This is a genomic window from Allobosea vaviloviae, from assembly GCF_001298265.1.
GTDB classification, from domain to species: Bacteria; Pseudomonadota; Alphaproteobacteria; order Rhizobiales; family Beijerinckiaceae; genus Allobosea; species Allobosea vaviloviae_B.
The window spans coordinates 1-17,446 of the sequence record NZ_LGSZ01000026.1 but is presented as its reverse complement, the minus strand read 5'-3'; the positions used below and the strand labels follow the sequence as shown (position 1 = coordinate 17,446).

Annotated in this window: 19 protein-coding genes; 4 read left to right on the top strand and 15 right to left on the bottom strand. The window is 66.4% G+C overall.

Features of this window, described 5'->3' with window-relative positions; all coding sequences use genetic code 11:
- Nucleotides 1-13: 13 nt before the first annotated feature.
- The 3 genes from AE618_RS06515 to AE618_RS06505 are packed head-to-tail and all read left to right on the top strand — an operon-like array spanning nucleotide 14 to nucleotide 3,055.
- On the top strand, nucleotides 14-1,813 hold the full coding sequence (locus AE618_RS06515; protein WP_054208248.1) for a gamma-glutamyltransferase family protein: 1,800 nt from the start codon (nucleotides 14-16) through the stop codon (nucleotides 1,811-1,813).
- A 9-nt stretch (nucleotides 1,814-1,822) separates the two neighbouring features.
- Nucleotides 1,823-2,551 (top strand): DUF1028 domain-containing protein, encoded by a 729-nt coding sequence (locus tag AE618_RS06510; RefSeq protein WP_054208247.1) that lies wholly within the window; start codon nucleotides 1,823-1,825, stop codon nucleotides 2,549-2,551.
- 60 nt (nucleotides 2,552-2,611) lie between these two features.
- On the top strand, nucleotides 2,612-3,055 hold the full coding sequence (locus AE618_RS06505) for a hypothetical protein (RefSeq protein ID WP_054208246.1): 444 nt from the start codon (nucleotides 2,612-2,614) through the stop codon (nucleotides 3,053-3,055).
- A gap of 36 nt (nucleotides 3,056-3,091) precedes the next feature.
- Here AE618_RS06505 and AE618_RS06500 read toward each other — a convergent pair whose 3' ends face one another.
- The 14 genes from AE618_RS06500 to AE618_RS06435 form a co-directional block, all read right to left on the bottom strand.
- The gene (locus AE618_RS06500) at nucleotides 3,092-4,375 is read right to left on the bottom strand and encodes an MFS transporter (RefSeq protein ID WP_054208245.1); all 1,284 of its coding nucleotides are present in this window, start codon (nucleotides 4,373-4,375) and stop codon (nucleotides 3,092-3,094) included.
- A gap of 147 nt (nucleotides 4,376-4,522) precedes the next feature.
- The gene (locus AE618_RS06495) at nucleotides 4,523-5,614 is read right to left on the bottom strand and encodes a D-TA family PLP-dependent enzyme (RefSeq protein ID WP_156330140.1); all 1,092 of its coding nucleotides are present in this window, start codon (nucleotides 5,612-5,614) and stop codon (nucleotides 4,523-4,525) included.
- Nucleotides 5,611-6,069, bottom strand: a complete 459-nt coding sequence (locus tag AE618_RS06490; RefSeq protein ID WP_054208244.1) for a RidA family protein — start codon at nucleotides 6,067-6,069, stop codon at nucleotides 5,611-5,613. Before AE618_RS06490 ends, AE618_RS06495 begins: the two co-directional genes overlap by 4 nt.
- Nucleotides 6,066-6,605 (bottom strand): GNAT family N-acetyltransferase, encoded by a 540-nt coding sequence (locus AE618_RS06485; protein WP_054208243.1) that lies wholly within the window; start codon nucleotides 6,603-6,605, stop codon nucleotides 6,066-6,068. Before AE618_RS06485 ends, AE618_RS06490 begins: the two co-directional genes overlap by 4 nt.
- A 114-nt stretch (nucleotides 6,606-6,719) precedes the next feature.
- Nucleotides 6,720-7,883 (bottom strand): amidohydrolase/deacetylase family metallohydrolase, encoded by a 1,164-nt coding sequence (locus AE618_RS06480; RefSeq protein ID WP_054208242.1) that lies wholly within the window; start codon nucleotides 7,881-7,883, stop codon nucleotides 6,720-6,722.
- Between the two features lie 54 nt (nucleotides 7,884-7,937).
- A complete protein-coding gene (gene vapC / locus AE618_RS06475; protein WP_054208241.1) occupies nucleotides 7,938-8,336 on the bottom strand; it encodes a type II toxin-antitoxin system tRNA(fMet)-specific endonuclease VapC in 399 nt (132 codons plus the stop codon).
- Nucleotides 8,336-8,587 (bottom strand): type II toxin-antitoxin system VapB family antitoxin, encoded by a 252-nt coding sequence (gene vapB, locus AE618_RS06470; RefSeq protein ID WP_054208240.1) that lies wholly within the window; start codon nucleotides 8,585-8,587, stop codon nucleotides 8,336-8,338. Before vapB ends, vapC begins: the two co-directional genes overlap by 1 nt.
- Nucleotides 8,588-8,650: 63 nt before the next feature.
- Nucleotides 8,651-9,013 (bottom strand): WapI family immunity protein, encoded by a 363-nt coding sequence (locus tag AE618_RS27840; protein WP_156330139.1) that lies wholly within the window; start codon nucleotides 9,011-9,013, stop codon nucleotides 8,651-8,653.
- Entirely contained in the window at nucleotides 9,010-9,942 is a 933-nt protein-coding gene (locus AE618_RS06460; protein ID WP_054208238.1) for an N-carbamoyl-D-amino-acid hydrolase, read from the bottom strand. The genes AE618_RS27840 and AE618_RS06460 overlap by 4 nt, the downstream gene beginning before the upstream one ends.
- Nucleotides 9,943-10,106: 164 nt before the next feature.
- A complete protein-coding gene (locus AE618_RS06455; protein WP_082365048.1) occupies nucleotides 10,107-11,015 on the bottom strand; it encodes an ABC transporter permease in 909 nt (302 codons plus the stop codon).
- A gap of 2 nt (nucleotides 11,016-11,017) precedes the next feature.
- On the bottom strand, nucleotides 11,018-11,959 hold the full coding sequence (locus tag AE618_RS06450) for an ABC transporter permease (RefSeq protein WP_054208237.1): 942 nt from the start codon (nucleotides 11,957-11,959) through the stop codon (nucleotides 11,018-11,020).
- A 144-nt stretch (nucleotides 11,960-12,103) separates the two neighbouring features.
- Entirely contained in the window at nucleotides 12,104-13,702 is a 1,599-nt protein-coding gene (locus AE618_RS06445) for an ABC transporter substrate-binding protein (protein WP_054208236.1), read from the bottom strand.
- Nucleotides 13,703-13,973: 271 nt separating this feature from the next.
- The gene (locus AE618_RS06440; protein WP_054208235.1) at nucleotides 13,974-15,386 is read right to left on the bottom strand and encodes an amidase; all 1,413 of its coding nucleotides are present in this window, start codon (nucleotides 15,384-15,386) and stop codon (nucleotides 13,974-13,976) included.
- Nucleotides 15,387-15,422: 36 nt separating this feature from the next.
- Nucleotides 15,423-16,652, bottom strand: coding sequence for a M20 family metallo-hydrolase (locus tag AE618_RS06435; protein WP_054208234.1), 1,230 nt, complete (start codon nucleotides 16,650-16,652; stop codon nucleotides 15,423-15,425).
- Between the two features lie 148 nt (nucleotides 16,653-16,800).
- Here AE618_RS06435 and AE618_RS06430 point away from each other — a divergent pair, with 148 nt between their 5' ends.
- Nucleotides 16,801-17,100 carry a globin domain-containing protein gene (locus AE618_RS06430; RefSeq protein WP_349236427.1) on the top strand — a complete coding sequence of 100 codons (300 nt, stop codon included), beginning with the start codon at nucleotides 16,801-16,803 and terminating at the stop codon, nucleotides 17,098-17,100.
- 16 nt (nucleotides 17,101-17,116) lie between these two features.
- Here AE618_RS06430 and AE618_RS28420 read toward each other — a convergent pair.
- On the bottom strand, nucleotides 17,117-17,446 hold a 330-nt coding region (locus AE618_RS28420), incomplete at its 5' end, for a hypothetical protein (protein ID WP_197280691.1).

The following is a 17,446-nucleotide window of genomic DNA, read 5'->3' as shown; positions in this document are numbered from 1 at the left end:
CTAAGGACCACCCATGTTCACCACCCGCCCGGAAATCCTCGGCACCTTCGGTGTCTGCACCTCGACGCACTGGCTCGCCACGGCGACGGGCATGGCCATGCTGGAGAAGGGCGGCAATGCCTTCGACGCCTGTGCGGCGGCAGCGTTCGTTCTGCAGGTCGTCGAGCCGCATCTGGTCGGCCCGGCGGGCGAGATGCCCGCGGTGTTCTATTCGGCCACGACGAAGAAGGTCGAGGTCATCTGCGGACAGGGCCCTGCGCCCGAGGCTGCGACCATCGACGCCTTCAAGGCGCTCGGCCTCGATCTCGTTCCGGGTTCGGGCCTGCTCGCCGCCGTCGTGCCCGGCGCCTTCGGGGCCTGGATGACCCTGTTGCGCGACCATGGACTGCTAACGTTACGGGAGGTTCTCGAACCCGCCATCGGCTATTTCGAGAACGGCCACCCGATGCTGCCGCGCGTCTCCGACACGATTGCGGGGCTGACCGACCTCTTTACCAACGAGTGGCCGACCTCGGGCGCGGTCTACCTGCCGGGCGGAGAGGTGCCCAAGGCCAAGGCGCTGTTTCGGAACCAGGCCGCCGCCGACACCTACAAGCGCATCCTCAGCGAATCGGAAGCGGCCGGCGGCAGCCGTGAAAAGCAGATTCAGGCGGCCTATGACGCCTGGTACAAGGGCTTCGTCGCCGAGGCGATGGACACGTTCTGCCGCACGACCGAGGCGATGGATTCCTCGGGCCGGCGTCACAAGGGCCTGCTCACCGCCAACGACATGGCGCGCTGGCAGCCGACCTATGAGACGCCGACCAGCGTGACCTATCACGGCTGGGAGGTCTTCAAGATCGGCCCCTGGGGCCAGGGTCCGGTCTTCCTGCAGACGCTCAAGATCCTCGAGGGCATCGACATCGCCGGGATGGGGCCAGACAGCGCCGCCTTCATCCATCATGTCGCGGAGGCGATGAAGCTCGCCTTCGCCGACCGCGAGGCCTATTACGGCGACCCGGATTTCGTGAAGGTGCCGCTGGCGACGCTGCTCTCCGAGGATTATGCGCGGGGACGGCGCAACCTGATCACCGATACCGCCTCGCAGGAGTTGCGGCCTGGCATGATCCCGGGCTTCGAGGAGCAGGTTCAGCGCGCCATGGCCAGCGTCCGCTATGTCGGCCAGGCCGGCAAAAGCGACGCAACGGTCGGCGAACCGACCACGGCCTCGATGGTCGCGGCCGGCCGGCGCGGCGACACCGTGCATATCGACGTGATCGACAAATGGGGCAACATGATCGCCGCGACGCCGTCCGGCGGCTGGCTGCAATCCTCGCCCGTGATCCCGGAGCTCGGCTTTCCCCTGAACTCGCGGGCGCAGGCCTATTTCCTCGAGGAGGGGCTGCCGTCCTCGCTCGCCCCGTTCAAGCGCCCGCGCACGACGCTGACGCCCTCGCTCGCCTTCGAGAATGGCGAGCCGCGCCTCGTCTTCGGCACGCCGGGCGGCGACCAGCAGGAACAGTGGCAGCTCGGCATGTTCCTGCGCCGCGTCCATCACGGGCTGAACCTGCAGGAGGCGATCGACCTGCCCCTGTTCCACACCCAGCACTTCCCCTCGACCTTCTATCCGCGAGAGGCGAATCCCGGCCATCTGGCGGTGGAGGAGAGCATCGGCGAACGTGTGCTGGCCGATCTCGTCGCGCGCGGCCACAGGCTCGAGCGTGCGCCCGCCTGGACGATCGGACGCCTGACCGCGGCCGAGACGGACGGGAACGGCCTCTTGCGCGCAGCCGCGACCCCGCGTCTGATGCAGGCCTATGCCGCCGGCCGCTGAGGAAACACTATGACCTGGTCCATCGTCGCACGCGACGCCGCCACCGGCGCCTATGGCGTCGCGGTTTCGACCTGCGCCTTCGCGGTGGGTTCGCGCGTGCCCTTCGGCGGCGGCCGGATCGGCGCGGTCGCGACCCAGGCCTTCGTCAATCCGCTCTACGGCATCGACGGCTTCCGGCTGCTGCAGGAGGGTCGCTCAGCGGTCGAGATCGTGGCGACGCTGACGGCGGGGGACGAAGGCCGCTCCCACCGCCAGCTCCACGTCATCGACCGCGAAGGCAAGATCGCTTCTCATACCGGTTCCGCCTGCATCGACTGGTGCGGGGCGGTCGACGGGCCGCAGGTCTCCGTGGCCGGCAACATGCTGACCGGGCCCGAGGTGATCCAGCAGACGCTGAAGGCCTATATCGCCGCCTCGGCGCTGGATTTCGACGAGCGCCTGCTGGTGGCGCTGGAAGCCGGCGAGAAGGCCGGCGGCGACAAGCGTGGCCGGCAATCGGCAGCGATCCGGATCTGGGCGGGCGAGCCCGTGCCGAGCTTCGACATCCGCGTCGACGATCATGCCGACCCGCTGGCGGAACTGCGCCGGCTGTGGCGCGTCGCGCATCAGCGCTATGTGCCGTTCCTGCAGGCCTCGCCCTCGCGCAGCCGACCGGCCGGCGTGACCGACCGTACCGAACTCGACAGGCTCTGCACCGACTATGCGGCGGCGTGGAACGCGCGCCATCCGGAGGTATAAGACGCTGCGTCGCATGGTTTTGCGGCGGAAGGCACCGCGGTCCAATTGGGGGGACATGCCATGGCAGCCGATACCGATGCGCTTGAACGCCGGATTGCTCTTCTTGAAGCCAGGCTCGGCGCGCTGACGGCGCTGATTTCGGCCACGCCCGCGGGCACTCTCGCCATCACCGCGCCCGGCGGGATGAGCATCACGGCTGGCGGAGCCCTCGCCGTCAGTGCCGGCGGCCATCTGAGCCTCGTCGCCGGCAGCCGGATGAGCCTGGCGAGCGGGCGCGAGATCACGCTGGACAGCCGCGACCTCGCTTTGACGGCGGCGGTCGAGTTCGCCGTGGAAAGCGGCCAGCAGCTCGAGCTCGCGTGCCGCGACGCTTCGCTGGCCATGAAGAAGGATGGCACCGTCTCGCTGAAAGGCAACGACATCACCATCCAGGCCAGCGGCAAACTCAATGCCAAGGCCTCCTCCGACGTGGTGATCAGAGGTTCCAAGATCGTGCAGAACTGACGGCGGATCGGCCGCGGCGCCGGGACAGCGCCGGGCTCATTTGAGCGGCGTCAGCCTCGACCCCATGCCCGGAACCGAGATCGGCCTCGCATCGCGGCTGGATTCGACAGGTGCGGGCGCCGGTTTGCGCACAAGGCGGATCACGAGGAACACGCACAGCCCGATCGACAGCACCGCGAAGTAGATCGGCAGCCCCTGGGGGCCGACGACCTGCATGGCAGCCGAGCTCGCCAGCGGGCCGATCGTCGAGCCGATGCCCCATAGAAACAAAAGGCCTGCGGACAGGGCTACCGGCTGCTCGTCTTTCAGGCGCACGAAAGCATGGGTCACGGCGACCGTGTACAAGGGAATGCTGCCCGCTCCGACGATCGCGAAGAGAGCGAGCAGCCCCGGCAGATGCAAGGCGCCGAGGTGGAGGCTGACGCCCAGCGCGACCAGGGCGGCGATGACCGTTCCAGCCGCCGCCAGCATGATGATGCGGCTGTCGAGCCGGTCGGCCAGCAGGCCCGTCGGCCCTTGCAGCAGCAGGGCTCCGATTTGGACGGAGGCGGTAAGCAGGGTCGCCGCCTTCTGGTCGAGGCCGATCAGGATGCCATAGGCTGGCGCGACATTGACCAGCGGGCCGCCCATCAGACCGACATAGAGGCAGCCGATCACCGCGGCCGGCGCCTGCGTCCAGAGCAGCCTGAGCTTGAGCGTGACGGCTTGCGAGGAGTCCGGTCCCCGCGCCCGCGTCAGGCAGACCGGAATCAAGGCGGTCGAAAACGCCATCGCCGCCAGCAGCAGCATGCTCTCCATCGCGATGGCGGCATAGCCGACCGCGAGCTGCGAGGCGATCAAGGCGACCCGGTTGAGGATCTGGTAAAGGCCGAAAATCCGGCCGCGCTGGCTCGGATGCGCCTGCCCGCTGATCCAGCTCTCGATGCAGATGCCATGGCCTGCGGCGGCGAGGCCCATCACCAGCCGCGGCACGATCCACAGCTCCGCCGGCAGCAGCGCGATCGAGATCGTGGACATCGTCTGCAGCGAGGCAAAGACGGCGAAAGCGCGGATATGGCCGATGCGGCGGATCAGGGGCGGCAGCTTGAAGCAGCCCCAGAGGAAGCCGACCGAATAGGCGGAGCCGACCAGGCCGATCAGAAGCGGGCTCTGCTTCGCGAGCGCAAGGCTGAGCGGCACCAGCGTGTTGAGGATCGTGCCGGCAACCTGGAGCACCAGGGCACCGGCGACGATGGCGCCAAGCGCTGCGACGGAGCTGCCGGGCATCGTGGATTGCGATGCGGTCGGCTCGGCCGTCTCGTCATCCTGTTCGGAATCCACCGCAAACCCTTCGTCCGCACGGCGCCGCCCGTGCGACTCCGAAGCGGCAGGCTAGACCAAGCCGCTTCGGGACGGAATCACTCCATTGGTCCGGACTCGCTTCGACGCCGAGCCCCGGCCTGACAGACGGCCGGCTGCAGAATGGTGTCAGACCAGCTTGCCGCGCGCCGCCACCGGCAGTTCGCCGACCAGCGTGTCGCCGCGCACCGTTACCAGCCGGTCGACCATGTTGACGACGACGCAGACATGATTTGGCACGATGCGGACGACCTCGCCGACCTTGGGACGGCCGTTGCTCGCCGACAGGTCGAGAAAGCCGTGCTCCTCGGCAAACCGCGCGATCCGCGCCGCCGGATATTCGAGGATATAGCCGTGGCCGTCGAGGCCGCCGGTGTCGCTGGTGAGCGTCTTCGAGCCGGAATCGAGGATGCCGCGCTCGGGGCCGGCGCGGCTGACGACCGTGGCGTAGACGCTCAGCGCGCAGTCCTCCAGGCTCGCCACCCCGGCCGCGACCTGCATGCGATCGTTGAAGATCGACGTGCCGGCGCGGTGCTCGGTCGCGCCCTTGAGCTCGCCGATATGGGGGATGTTGGGCGATCCGCCGGTCGAGACGATACCGGCTTCGAGACCCGCGTCGCGCAGGCCCGCATTCGCCGTATCGAGGAAGACCTGCGTGCGCTCCCAGCCGTCTTCCGGCGGGTACATCAGGAAGCCAGCGAAGCGCAGGCCCTTCGAGCCCGCGATCAGCTTCGCCAGTTCGACAGCCTCAGCGGGCGTCTCGACACCGGCGCGCTGGCGGCCGGTATCGCATTCGACGACGACCTCGAGATCGCGCCCGGCGATCTCGGCGGCCTGCGGCAGACCTGCGATGGTGACAGGGTTGTCGGCGGCGACGATCATCCGGACCCGGCGCTGGAGCGCACCCAGCCGGCCGAGCTTCTGCTCGCCGAGGATGTTGTAGCTGATCAGGATGTCGTCGATCCCGCCATCGGCCATCACCTCGGCCTCGCCGAGCTTCTGGCAGGTGATGCCGCGCGCACCGGCTGCGATCTGGAGCCGGGCGAGTTCGGGCGATTTATGCGTCTTGATATGCGGGCGGCTGGCGACGCCCTTGGCATCGCACACCGCCTGGAGACGGGCGATATTTGCCTCGACCTTGTCGAGATCGATGACGACGGCCGGCGTGCCATAGGCGCGGGCGATCTCGGCCTTCAGGGCCTCCTGGGCGGCAGCGGTCACGGCAGCACCTTGATGATCGCTTCGATCTCGACGGGCATGTTGCCGGGCAGCGAGCCCATGCCGACGGCCGAGCGGGCGTGACGGCCGTTCTCGCCGAGCACCGCGACGAACAGGTCGGAGCAGCCATTGATGACCTTGGGCTGGTCGCCATAGTCAGGCACGGCATTGACCATGCCGAGCAGCTTGATCACCTCGACCTTGTCGAGCGAGCCGGCGGCCTCCTTCATCGCCGCCAGCAGGCCCAAGCCCGTGTTCCTGGCGAATTCGTAGGCCTGCTCGGTGGTGAAATCCTTTCCAACCTTGCCGGCGGGAATCGATCCGTCGGGATTGCGCGGCCCCTGGCCGGAGAGAAACACGAGATCGCCCACCTTCTTGAAGCGCACATAATTGGCCATGGGGGCCACCGTGGCGGACAGGGTCAGTCCCAGATCCTTCAATTTCTGTTCGGCGCTCATGGTGTCGTTCGTCCCTCTTCGGTCGTTTCGTCTTCTGGAACCAGTTCGCGCTCCATATAGCGCGCGGCATCGTCATAGCTTGCGAGCTTGGCAGCAAGGGCCGGGTCATGCAGTTCGTGAAAGCCCTGGCGCCCCCAGAAGCCGGACGAACCATCGATGGCGACCAGCGAAAGGCAGGGCAAGCCCGCCCGCGCCGCGATCTGCACCAGCCTCGCGACGATCGTGCCCCCTGCCCCGCTGCCGCGTGCCGACGGCAGCAATGCGAGATCATGGATGTAGAAGCTGCCCGCTTGCACGGGCAAGCCGCCGAGCAGGCTGTTCAGGGCTGGCGGCGCGGCGCGATGCCAGGGATGGCTGACGACATAGCCGCGCAGACCGTCGCGCTGTTCAAGGACGAGGCACCCGTCAGGGAAGAGGCGCAGCCGCTCGGCGAAGACCGCCGCGTCTTCCGGGTAGTCCGGATGCACCACGCCTGCGACCGCCATGACGGCCGGCAGGTCGGTCGCGGTCATCGGGCGCCAGAGAGTATCGGACATGCGAGCCAGCCAGCGATAAGACACAGGCGTCATTCTCGGGCGGAGCGTAGCGCAGACCCGAGAATCTCCGGCAAGAGATGCTCGGGACGAGCCCGAGCATGACGAGCCGTTCGCTTACGCCGTAACCTTCCTGAACTTGTTGGTGCGCTTGGGGTGCCACCAGGCGCCCTTCAGAACCACACCCTCGGAGACAATCTTGCGGTCTCCGGTCATGTGCTCGCCGGTGACGTCGGCATAGTCGAACTTGCCTTCCTTCACCGTCAGGATCGTCGCGTCGCCGAGCGAGCCGACCTTGAGCGAACCGTATTCGGGCCGCTTCAGCGCCATGGCGGCGTTCACGGTCGAGGCTGCGACGACATCGGTCAGGCTCATGCCCATCAGCAGGAACTTCGACATGGTCGTGACCTGGTCATAGGCCGGGCCGTCGATGCAGAGCTTGTGGACATCCGACGAGATCACGTCCGGCTGGAAGCCGTTGGCGAGCATGGCGCGTGTCGTCTTGAACGAGAACGAGCCCTTGCCGTGGCCGATGTCGAAGAGGACGCCGCGCTTGCGGGCCGCCAGGACCTCGGGCTTCACCGTGCCCTGCGCGGTGCAGGGTGCATTCGGGAAAGGGCGGAAGGCGTGGGTGAGCACATCGCCCGGCCGCAGCATGTTGACCACCTCCTCATAGGATGGCGGCGGATGGTCGATATGGCACATCAGCGGCATGCCGACCTCGTCGGCGACCTGCAGCGCGATGTTGAGCGGCGCGGTGCCCTGGTCGCCCGAGGCGTGCAGTCCGACGCGGACCTTGATGCCGACGATCAGGTCGCGGTTCTTGTCGGCGATTTCGGCGCAGTCGATCGGGTTCATCATCGCCATGTCGCGGCTCTCGCCGACCATGACGCGGTGATCGAAGCCGTAAATGCCGGCGTGGCTCACATGGAGATAGGCCAGGATGCGGGCCTGGCTCCGCTCGATCACATGCTTGCGGAAGCCCGGCCAGTTGCCCGGCCCGGCCGAACCGGTGTCGACCGAGGTGGTGACGCCGGACGCCCGGCAGAATTCGTCGGCGTCGATGCCCAGCGACGTGCCGCCCCAATACACATGGGTGTGCAGGTCGATCAGGCCGGGCGTGACGATGTAGCCGGAGACGTCGCGGATCTCCTTCGCGCCCTTCAGGTCCTTGCCGAATCCGGAGACCTTGCCGCCGGTGAAGGCGACGTCGAGGACGCCATCATGCTTCTGCGAGGGGTCGATGACCCGGCCGCCCTTGAGGATGAGATCGTGGGTCATTTCGGCAGTCCCCCTTGGCAGGCATGATCAAACAGATGTGACCGAGAATCGGGCTCAAACCCAGTTCTCGACACGCAGACCGGGCATGCGGTCGAACTCGCGCCGGTTGTTGGTGACGACGATCAGCCCTTGGCTGCGCGCATGGGCGCCGATCTGGGTGTCATAGGGGCCGCATGGCGTTCCGATGCGCTCGAGCTCGCTACGCAGTTGGCCATAATGGCGCGCAGCCATCTCGTCGAAATCCAAGACGCTGACTTGCGACAGGAACATGTCGAGTTCTTCAAGATTTTGCTTCGGCCGTCCTGATTTCTCCGCGCCATAGGCCAGTTCCCCAACAGTGACGGTTGAAACGGACAACTTGCCTTCAAGCGCAAGGAACCGCGCCCTTGGAATGGGGTCGCGGTCTCGCATCACATAGATGCAGATATTGGTGTCCAGCATATGGGACAGCATCAGAACTCTTCTCGTTCTTCGGCTGCTTCAGGTTGGTCCCGAGTCACCATAAAATCGTCGCTGGCTCGCGTGCCGCGGTCGAAATAGTCGTCCCAGCTCTTGCCTTTCGGCACGATCAGCACCCCTGAGCCCTGCCTGATGATCTCGACCTCGGTCACGTCCGGCGGGAAAGCGAGATCCTTCGGCAGGCGCACGGCCTGACTGCGGTTGGTCACGAAAAGCTTGGTGGTCGCTCGGGTTTTGGCCAGCATCGCTACCTCCGTATATCCAGAGAGGATATACATAACTTCGTGTACAGGACTTCGCAATTGGCCTCACCCTGGCAGATAACTCTGATCGATCGACATGTCGAAACTCAGCTTGCGCCAGGCGGGATCGTCCGACAGTTCCACGCTCACGGTGATCGTGCCGAGCCGGCTCGGATTCAGCTCCAGGGCGATGTTCCGCTCAGCTGTCCACCACGAATAGGCAACAAGGTCGCGCTTTACGACAGGCAACATTCGTTCGAGTTCGTGAAGCTCCGCGGCAAGCACATTGCATCGAAAAGCTCCGGCGAATGGGCCCGACCGAAATGAAACGCCGACGCGAGACCATTCGCTGGCCATCTCGGGCCAGTCGATGGCAATGTGCTCTCCACCTGCCGAACCGATGAGAATACGATGTTCTGCTTCGGTCACGGCCCCACCGCGCCCTTGCGCTCGACGATCAGGCCATAGGCCTGCGGCTCGCGATGCTTGGCGAAGTTGAAGGTCGAGGCCTTGTAGCTCTTACCCAAATCCATGTCGCAGCGCGCGACGACCAGTTCGTCGCCCTCGGTCACCGCTTGCGCCACGACCTCGCCGGTGGGCGCGATGATGCAGGTGCCGCCGATCTGATCGACGCCGGCTTCCAGCCCCGCCTTGGCGACGCCGACGACCCAGGTTGCGTTCTGATAGGCGCCTGCCTGCATCACGAGCTGGTTGTGGAAATTGCCGAGCCGGTCATGGTCGGGCGCCGGCGGGTTGTGCTTGGGCGTGTTGTAGCCGAGCACGATCAGCTCGACATCCTGTAGCCCCATCGCGCGATAGCTCTCGGGCCAGCGCCGGTCGTTGCAGATCATCATGCCGATATTGGCGTCCATCGTCCGCCAGACCGGCCAGCCGAGATTGCCGGTCTCGAAATAACGCTTCTCGAGGTTCTGGAACGGCGCCTCGGGGCGATGCTCGGGATGGCCCGGCAGATGGATCTTCCGGTATTTTCCAACGATCGCGCCTGATGTGTCGACGAGGATCGCCGTGTTGAAGCGGCGTTTGCGGCCTTCCTCATGCGCCAGTTCGCAGTAACCGAGATGGAAGCCAACCCCGAGGCGCTTCGCTTCCTCGAACAGCGGCGCGGTCTCGTTTGAGGGCATCGCGCTCTCGAAATGGCTGTCGATCTCGTCCTCGTCGTCGATCCACCAATGCGGGAAAAAGGCGGTCAGCGCGGCCTCCGGATAGACGACGAGATCGGCGCCATGGGCCTTCGCCTCGCGCATCAGTTCGATCATGCGGCCGACGGCGGAGGCGCGGTTCTCGTCGCGCTGGATCGGGCCGAGCTGGGCTGCGGCAATGGTCAGGATGCGGGTCACCGGCGGGTCTCCGGGCGGGCGCCTTCGGCAGATCGGTGCACGGGGCGGCTGAACGTGTCGGGCATGACGCATGGTCTTCCGCAGGTCGACGGGGCGTCAAGCGCCGCCGTCGATGGCATGGTCTGCACCGGACGCGGGCACGGCGTCCGGTGCGAGAGCGGGCTTCAGAGTGCCTTGGCGAGGCGCGGATCGAGGGAGTCGCGCAGGCCGTCGCCGAGCAGGTTCACGGCGAGCACGGTGATCGAAAGGAAGATCGCCGGGAACAGGATGATGTGCGGCTTGACCTGCCAGAGCGCGCGGCCCTCGGCCATGATGTTGCCCCAGGAGGGCGTCGCCGGCGGAATCCCCGCGCCGATGAAGGACAGGATCGCCTCGATGATCATGGCGCTGGCGCAGATATAGGTCGCCTGCACGCTCATCGGCGCGAAGGTGTTGGGCAGGATATGCCGGAAAATGATCCGCGGCGTGCGCGCCCCGTTGGAGATCGCCGCCTCGACATAGGGCTGCTCGCGCAGGGACAAGACGACGCCGCGCACGAGGCGCGCCACGCGCGGAATCTCCGCGACGGTGATCGCGATGATGACGTTCTGGATCGAGCCGCGCGTCAGCGCCATCAGCGCGATGGCGAGCAGGATCGGCGGGATCGACATCATGCCGTCGATGATGCGCATGACGATGCCGTCGGCCCAGCGCACGAAGCCGGCGAAGAGCCCGATCGACAGGCCGATGATCGACGACAGGATGGCGACGCTGAAGCCGACGACCAGCGACACCCGCGCGCCATAGACGACGCGCGAATAGATGTCGCGGCCGAGCATGTCCGTGCCGAACCAGTAGAGCTCGGAGGGCACGCGCGTGCGCCGCGAGGTCGCGATCGCGGTGGGATCAACCGTGAAGAGCAGCGGCGCGAAGATGCCGATCAAGGCCATCAGCACCAAAAGCGCGCCGCCAATCGCGACAGCCGGATGCCGGCGCAGGTAGCGGTGGAAGCGAGTCCAGCGGCCCGGAAGCGGCGCGATGCCGGGTTCAGGCAACGTCGCGGGAGCGGAGTGGAGTGCGATGGAGTTTGGCATCGTCAATAACGGATCCTCGGATCGACGAGCGTATAGGTCAGGTCGATGATCAGGTTCACGAGCACGTAGACCAGGCTGAACATCAGGACGACGCCCTGGATCACCGGATAGTCGCGCCGCAGGATGGCATCGACCGTCAGCCGGCCGAGCCCGGGGATGGCGAAGACGCTTTCGGTGACGACCGCGCCGCCGATCAGAAGCGCGATGCCGATGCCGATGATGGTGACGATCGGCACTGCCGCATTCTTGAGCGCGTGGATGAAGAGCACCTCGCGCTGGCCCACGCCTTTGGCCTGCGCCGTGCGGACATAGTCCTGCTGCAGCACCTCAAGCATGGTCGCCCGGGTGATGCGCGCGATCAGCGCAATATAGACCAGCCCGAGCGTGATGGCAGGCAGGATCAGGTTCCTGAACCAGGGCCACAGCCCCGCCGACAGCGGCGTGTAACCCTGGACTGGAACCCAGTCGAGCTGGAGCGCGAAGACATAGGCCAGGAGATAGCCGACCACGAAGACTGGCACGGAGAAGCCGAAGACGGCGAAGGCCATGGCGCCGCGATCGATCCAGCTCCCCGCCTTCCAGGCGGCGATGACGCCCATCGGCACGGCGATGGTCACCGCGAAGATCAGCGTCAGAACCATCAGGGAGAGAGTCGGCTCGATGCGTTGGGCGATGAGCTGCGTCACCGGGAGCGAGGTGAAGATCGAGGTGCCGAGATCGCCCTGCAGCACACGGAATCCCCATTCGGCAAAGCGCACGAGATAGGGCCGATCGAGCCCCAGGCTGGCGCGGATCTTCTCGACATCGGCAGGCGAGGCCTGGTCGCCGGCGATGACCGCGGCGGGATCGCCAGGCGCGATGTAGAGCAGCGAGAAGACGAACAGGGCCACGAATGCCATTACCGGGATGGTCGTGATGATCCGTCTGACGATGAAGGCTAGCATTGCGGCTTCGCGACCTTTTCGGTGGATCAGGTAAGGCTGTGCCGAGGCCAAAAGCGGCTGCGGCGATGGTGAAGCCGGGATCGCACGCCAGATGCGCGCGATCCCAATCACGTTGAGGGCGACGGCGCGCCCAATCCAGGACGGTCAGGCCTTCGAGACGCCCCACAGGACCGGGAAGGGCCCGCTGGTGACGCCGGAGACATTCTTCCGCCAAGCCTGGTAGCCGAGATAGAAGCCCGTCGGACAGTAGACGACGTTCGCGACCGCCGCCGTGTTGAGCCTGCCCATCACCGCCTTTTCTTCGGCGATGTCCTTGGCATTGAACCAGTTGGTGACTTCCGTCTCCACCGCCGGAACGTCGGGCCAGCCGAACCAGGCCTTGTCGCCATTCGCGCGCACGGCGGTGTAGGAGGCCGGGTTCACGCAGTCGGCGCCGGCATGCCAGGTGTGGAACATGTTCCAGCCGCCCTGTCCGGGCGGGGTCTTCTGGGCGCGGCGGGCGCCGGTCGTGCCCCAGTCGGTCGCGACGAAATCGACCTTCAGGCCGATGCTCTTGAGCAGTTCGGCCGTGACGTCGCCCATCGACTTGGTCGCTGCCATGTCCTGCGCGACGACGCAGACGACGGGCTCGTCCTTGTAGCCGGACTCGGCGAGCAGCTTCTTGGCGGCTGCGAGATTCTTCGCCTTCATCATGGCGCCGCCCTCTTCGGTGTAGAGCGGCGTGCCGGGTGTGAAGAACCCGCCCATCTCCTTCCAGAGCTTGTCGTCGTCGCCGACGATCGAGCGCATGTAGTCTTCCTGGTTCAGCGCCGTCATCACGGCTTGCCGCACCTTCACATTGTTGAAGGGCGGATGCAGGTGGTTCATGCGGAAGGCGCCGATATTGCCCAGCGGATCGCCGATATCGACGCTGATATTGGCGTTCTTCTTCAGGACGGGGACGAGATCGGAGAGCGCGGTCTCCCACCAGTCGACCTCGCCGTTCTGAAGCGCGGCGGCAGCCGTCGCCGCGTCGGGCATGATGACCCATTCGATGCGGTCAAGCAGCATCTTCTTGCCGCCGGAGAGCCAGGAGGCTGGCTCGTCGCGCGGAACGTAATCGGCGAATTTCTCGAACACCGCCTTGGCGCCGGGAACCCACTCGTTGCGCACGAATTTCATCGGTCCAGAGCCGATATATTCGGTGATCTGCGTGAACGGATCGGTCTTGGCGATGCGCTCCGGCATGATGAAGGTGCAGGGCGAATTGTTCTTGCCGAGCGCGAACAGCATCTTGGGATAGGGCTGCTTCGGCGACCATTTGAAGGTCGTGTCGTCGACGGCGACGAGTTCGTTCTCGATCGCCTTGATCATCAGGCCCATCGGATCGCGGGCCTGCCAGCGCTTCAGGCTCTGGACGACGTCCTTGGACGTCACCGGTGCGCCGTCATGGAACTTCAGGCCGGGACGCAGCTTGAAGGTCCAGGTCAGCCCATCGGCGGAGACCTCCTCGCCCGATGTCATTTGGCGCTTCGGCTGGAACTTGTCGTCGATGCCGTAAAGCGTGTCCCAGACCAGCAGCGCGGCATTACGCACGACATATTGCGTGCCCCAGATCGGGTCGAAATTCGCGAGATTCGCCTGGGGCACGAAGCGCAGGGTCTTTGCCGCGGCGCTTTGCGCAAGGGCCGGCATCGCGAGCCCGCCACTGGCCGCCAATGCGCCGGTTCCCGCGGCGGCTTTCAGAAATGTTCTGCGGTCCATCGATTTCTCCCCTGAAACGGCAACCTCTGTACGGGCGACCTTGGCGCGAGTTTGGGCAGAAAAATTCTGCCGTGACAACTCGTCTGACCAGCCATCCGCAGGCCGCCAATCGCCTGCACGCTTCGTGCCAAACGGGACTGGTTGGGCGTTTGCACCCGGATTCGGCGCGCAGGCCCGGATTTGAGCGGAGAAAATTATTTCGCGAGGTCGGCGCGCCCATGGGGCAGGCGCCGACGCCTCGCCCACAGGCAGGCGCCGGCGCGAGCAATCTTCAGGCGCAGCCGACCGGCGTATCGATCCGGGCGAAAGGCCTGGCTGCCTCGAAGGCTGCCGCCGCGCGCAGCACCAAAGCGTCGCGACCGAAGGCGCCGACCACCTGGAGCCCCGCCGGAAGACCGGCGCTCGTCAGTCCGCAGGGCAGCGAGATCGCCGGAGCCTGGGTGATGTTGAACGGGTAGGTGAAAGGCGTCCAGCGCGTCCAGTCGTCGCCATAGCCGCCATGGGCCGGCGTGTTGGCGCCAACGGCGAAGGCCGGCAGCGGCAGGGTCGGCGTCAGCAGCAGATCGAAGCGTGCATGAAATTGCGCCATCCTGTGCGCAAGCGCATTGCGCTGGTTCAGCAGCGCATCGACATAGGCGGCGCCCGAGACGCGCTCGCCCTGCTCTGCCACCGCGACGAGGCCCGGGTCCATGCGTGCCCGATCGGCCGGGCCGGCGCTGCGCAAGGCGAGAGCAGCCCCTGCCGACCAGATCGTCATCAGCGTCTCGATCGGGTCCCCGATGCCCGGATCAACCTCCTCGACGCTGGCGCCGAGGTCGCGGAAGGCCATCGCTGCGGCTTGCGTCAGCGCCGCGATCTCGGGATCGACGACGACATCGCCGCCGAGCTTCGGCGACCAGGCGATGCGTAAACCCTTCACACCTCCCTTGAGGCCGTCGACATAGTCGGGCGGCTCTGTGGTCATCGCCGTCATGTCACGGATGTCGGGACGGCCGATCGCGGTCATGGCCAGCGCGGTGTCGGCGACGGTGCGGGTGAGCGGTCCGAGATGGGCGAGAAAGCCCATGGTGGAAACCGGCCAGGCCGGGACGCGGCCATAGGTCGGCTTCAGGCCGACCACACCGGTGAACGCGGCGGGGATACGCACCGAGCCGGCACCGTCCGTGCCGATATGGATGCAGCCGAGATTGAGCGCGGCGCAGGAGGCCGCACCGGCCGACGAGCCACCGGGGCCGGTGGCGATGTCCCAGGGGTTGCGCGTGATGCCCGAGAGCGGCGAATCGCCGACACCCTTCCAGCCATATTCCGGCATGGTCGTCTTGCCGAGAAACACGGCTCCCGCCTCGCGCAGCCGTTCCGCGGCGGGCGCATCATCGGCAAAAGCCGCGTCCGACGCCACGGCCGAGCCGCGCCGCATCGGCCAGCCGGCGACGCCGATATTGTCCTTGATGGTAACGGGCACGCCGTCGAGCGGACCGAGCGGCTCGCTCTTCAGCCAGCGCGCCTGCGAGGCCTCGGCCATGGCGAGCGTCGTCTTGGTATCGCGGACCACGAAGGCGTTGATCTGAGGTTCGAAGCGCTCGATGCGTTCGAGCGTGTCCTTGGCGACATCGACCGGCGAGAGTTCGCGGCTGGCGAAGAGCGGGCCAAGCTCGGCAGCGGAAAGCGAGGCGATCGTCGTCATGGGCCTATCCTGTCTGCGTCGTCTGAACCATTTGGCCTAAGCGTTCGCGACACGCCAGGCCGCACTGAGCAGCACGTTCGCGCCGGCCGTCATGTCCTCGTCCGTGCTGAACTCGGCGGGATTATGCGAGAGGCCGCCGATCGACGGGATGAAGACCATTGCGGTCGGGCAGAGCCGCGACATCATCTGCGCATCGTGGCCGGCGCCCGAAATCATCCGGCGAATCGGCAGACCGAGTTCGGCGGCGCTCTGTTCCATGCCGGCGATGAGCTCTTCCGCGAAGGGCGTCGCCGGGAAGCGGGCGAGGTCGCGGAAGCTGATCTCAATGCCGTCGCGCTCCGCCAGTTCCGCACAGAAGGACCGGATCGTGGCTTCGGCTTCAGCCAGCGGCGCATCGAGCGGGTTTCGCAGGTCCAGCGTCATGACCACCGTCTCGGGCACGACGTTGACGTTGGCCGGCTGCACCCGGATGACGCCGGAATTCGCGAGCTGACCGGGAATCGTCTTGGTCACCTCGTTGGCAAAGATGTTGATGCGCGCCGCCGCCAGCCCCGGATCCTTGCGGTAGGCCATCGGCGTCGTGCCGGCATGGCTCGGGCGGCCCTTGAGCGTGAGCTCGAGCCAGCAGATCGCCTGGATGCCGGTGACGGCGCCGAGCCCGCCGCCCTCGCTCTCCAGCACCGGGCCCTGCTCGATATGCATTTCGAGATAGGCATGCGCCGGCAGGAAGCCCGGTTTTTCGGCGCCCTCATAGCCGATGCGCCGCAATTCCGTGCCGAGCACCGCGCCATCCGCGTCGAGCTCGGCATGGGCGGCCGCGACGCTCATGCCGCCGGCCCAGACATAGGAGCCGAGCATGTCGGGGTGGAAACGCGCGCCCTCCTCGTTCGTGAAGGCGATCACGGCCATGTCGCGCTTGGGCACAAGGCCGGCATCGCGCAACGTCGCCAGCACCTCGACCCCGGCGACGACGCCGAGCGCGCCGTCGAAGCGGCCGCCGGTGCCGACCGTGTCGATATGCGAGCCCATGATCACGGCCGGCCCGTCCTCCCGGCCCTTCAGGATGCCGACGATATTGCCGATCGCATCGATCTTCACGTCGAGGCCGAGCGCCTGCAGCTGGCCGACCAGCCAGTCGCGGCCCTGCTTGTCCTCATCGCTGAGGGCGAGACGGCGGCAGCCGCCTTCCGGTGTCGCGCCAATGGCCGACAGCGCCATCAGCCGAGACACCAGCCTGGCGCCGTCGATCCTGAGGTTGCTGCTCATGGGTCTCGTCTCCGCTGATGTCGGACTGTATCGGCCGGCGCACAGGCAAGATGCAAGCCGCAGCATCATGCAGGTCGCGGCGTCCTTGCCTCCATAGGCGGGGCGACAGGCTCATGTCGATGGATCGCAGTCGATCCGAAAGGATGGGATGCGACAGGGCAGACCGACACAAGCGCTTATGATCTTGTGCTGGGCTGATCGCAATCTTACCGTCGCCATGGCGACCCTCCGCGATCCAGCAGGCTTGAGCCTGCTGTTGCGCAAGCTCGGTCGCATGCACAGTGGCCTTGGTGTCGAGGAGCGACACTTCGACGATCTCAGAGGCGCGCTGTTCTGGACCTTGAAGACATCTCTCGGTACGGCCTTCACACCGTCGCTCGATCGGGCCTGGGCTTCTCTCTACGAGATCATGTCGCGGGAGATGATCGCCGCCTTGCGCGCGCCCTGAAGCGGCGGAGCGCCGTTCAGAACTCCTCCCACCCGGAATCGCCGCCTCGGCTGTTGACGACCTTCTTGACCGGCGGCGGCTCGGAGGAGGTCACGGAGGCGGCTGGCTTCTGACCGAAGGCGACCTCGGCGAGCTTGCGCAGGCGGGCCGGCTCGGACGTCGGCTGCACGGCAGCGGCAGGCTTGCGGTCCGACGCGCGGATGACAGGGGCCGACGGACGGCTTGGTGCGCTGCCAGCCATTCCCGCGCCCTCGTTCCCGGTCCTGAAGGCCGCGACCAGCGCGTTCAGCTGAGCGATGCGTGAGGAGAGCGAGCCGGCCGAAGCTGCGCTCTGCTCGGAGAGGGC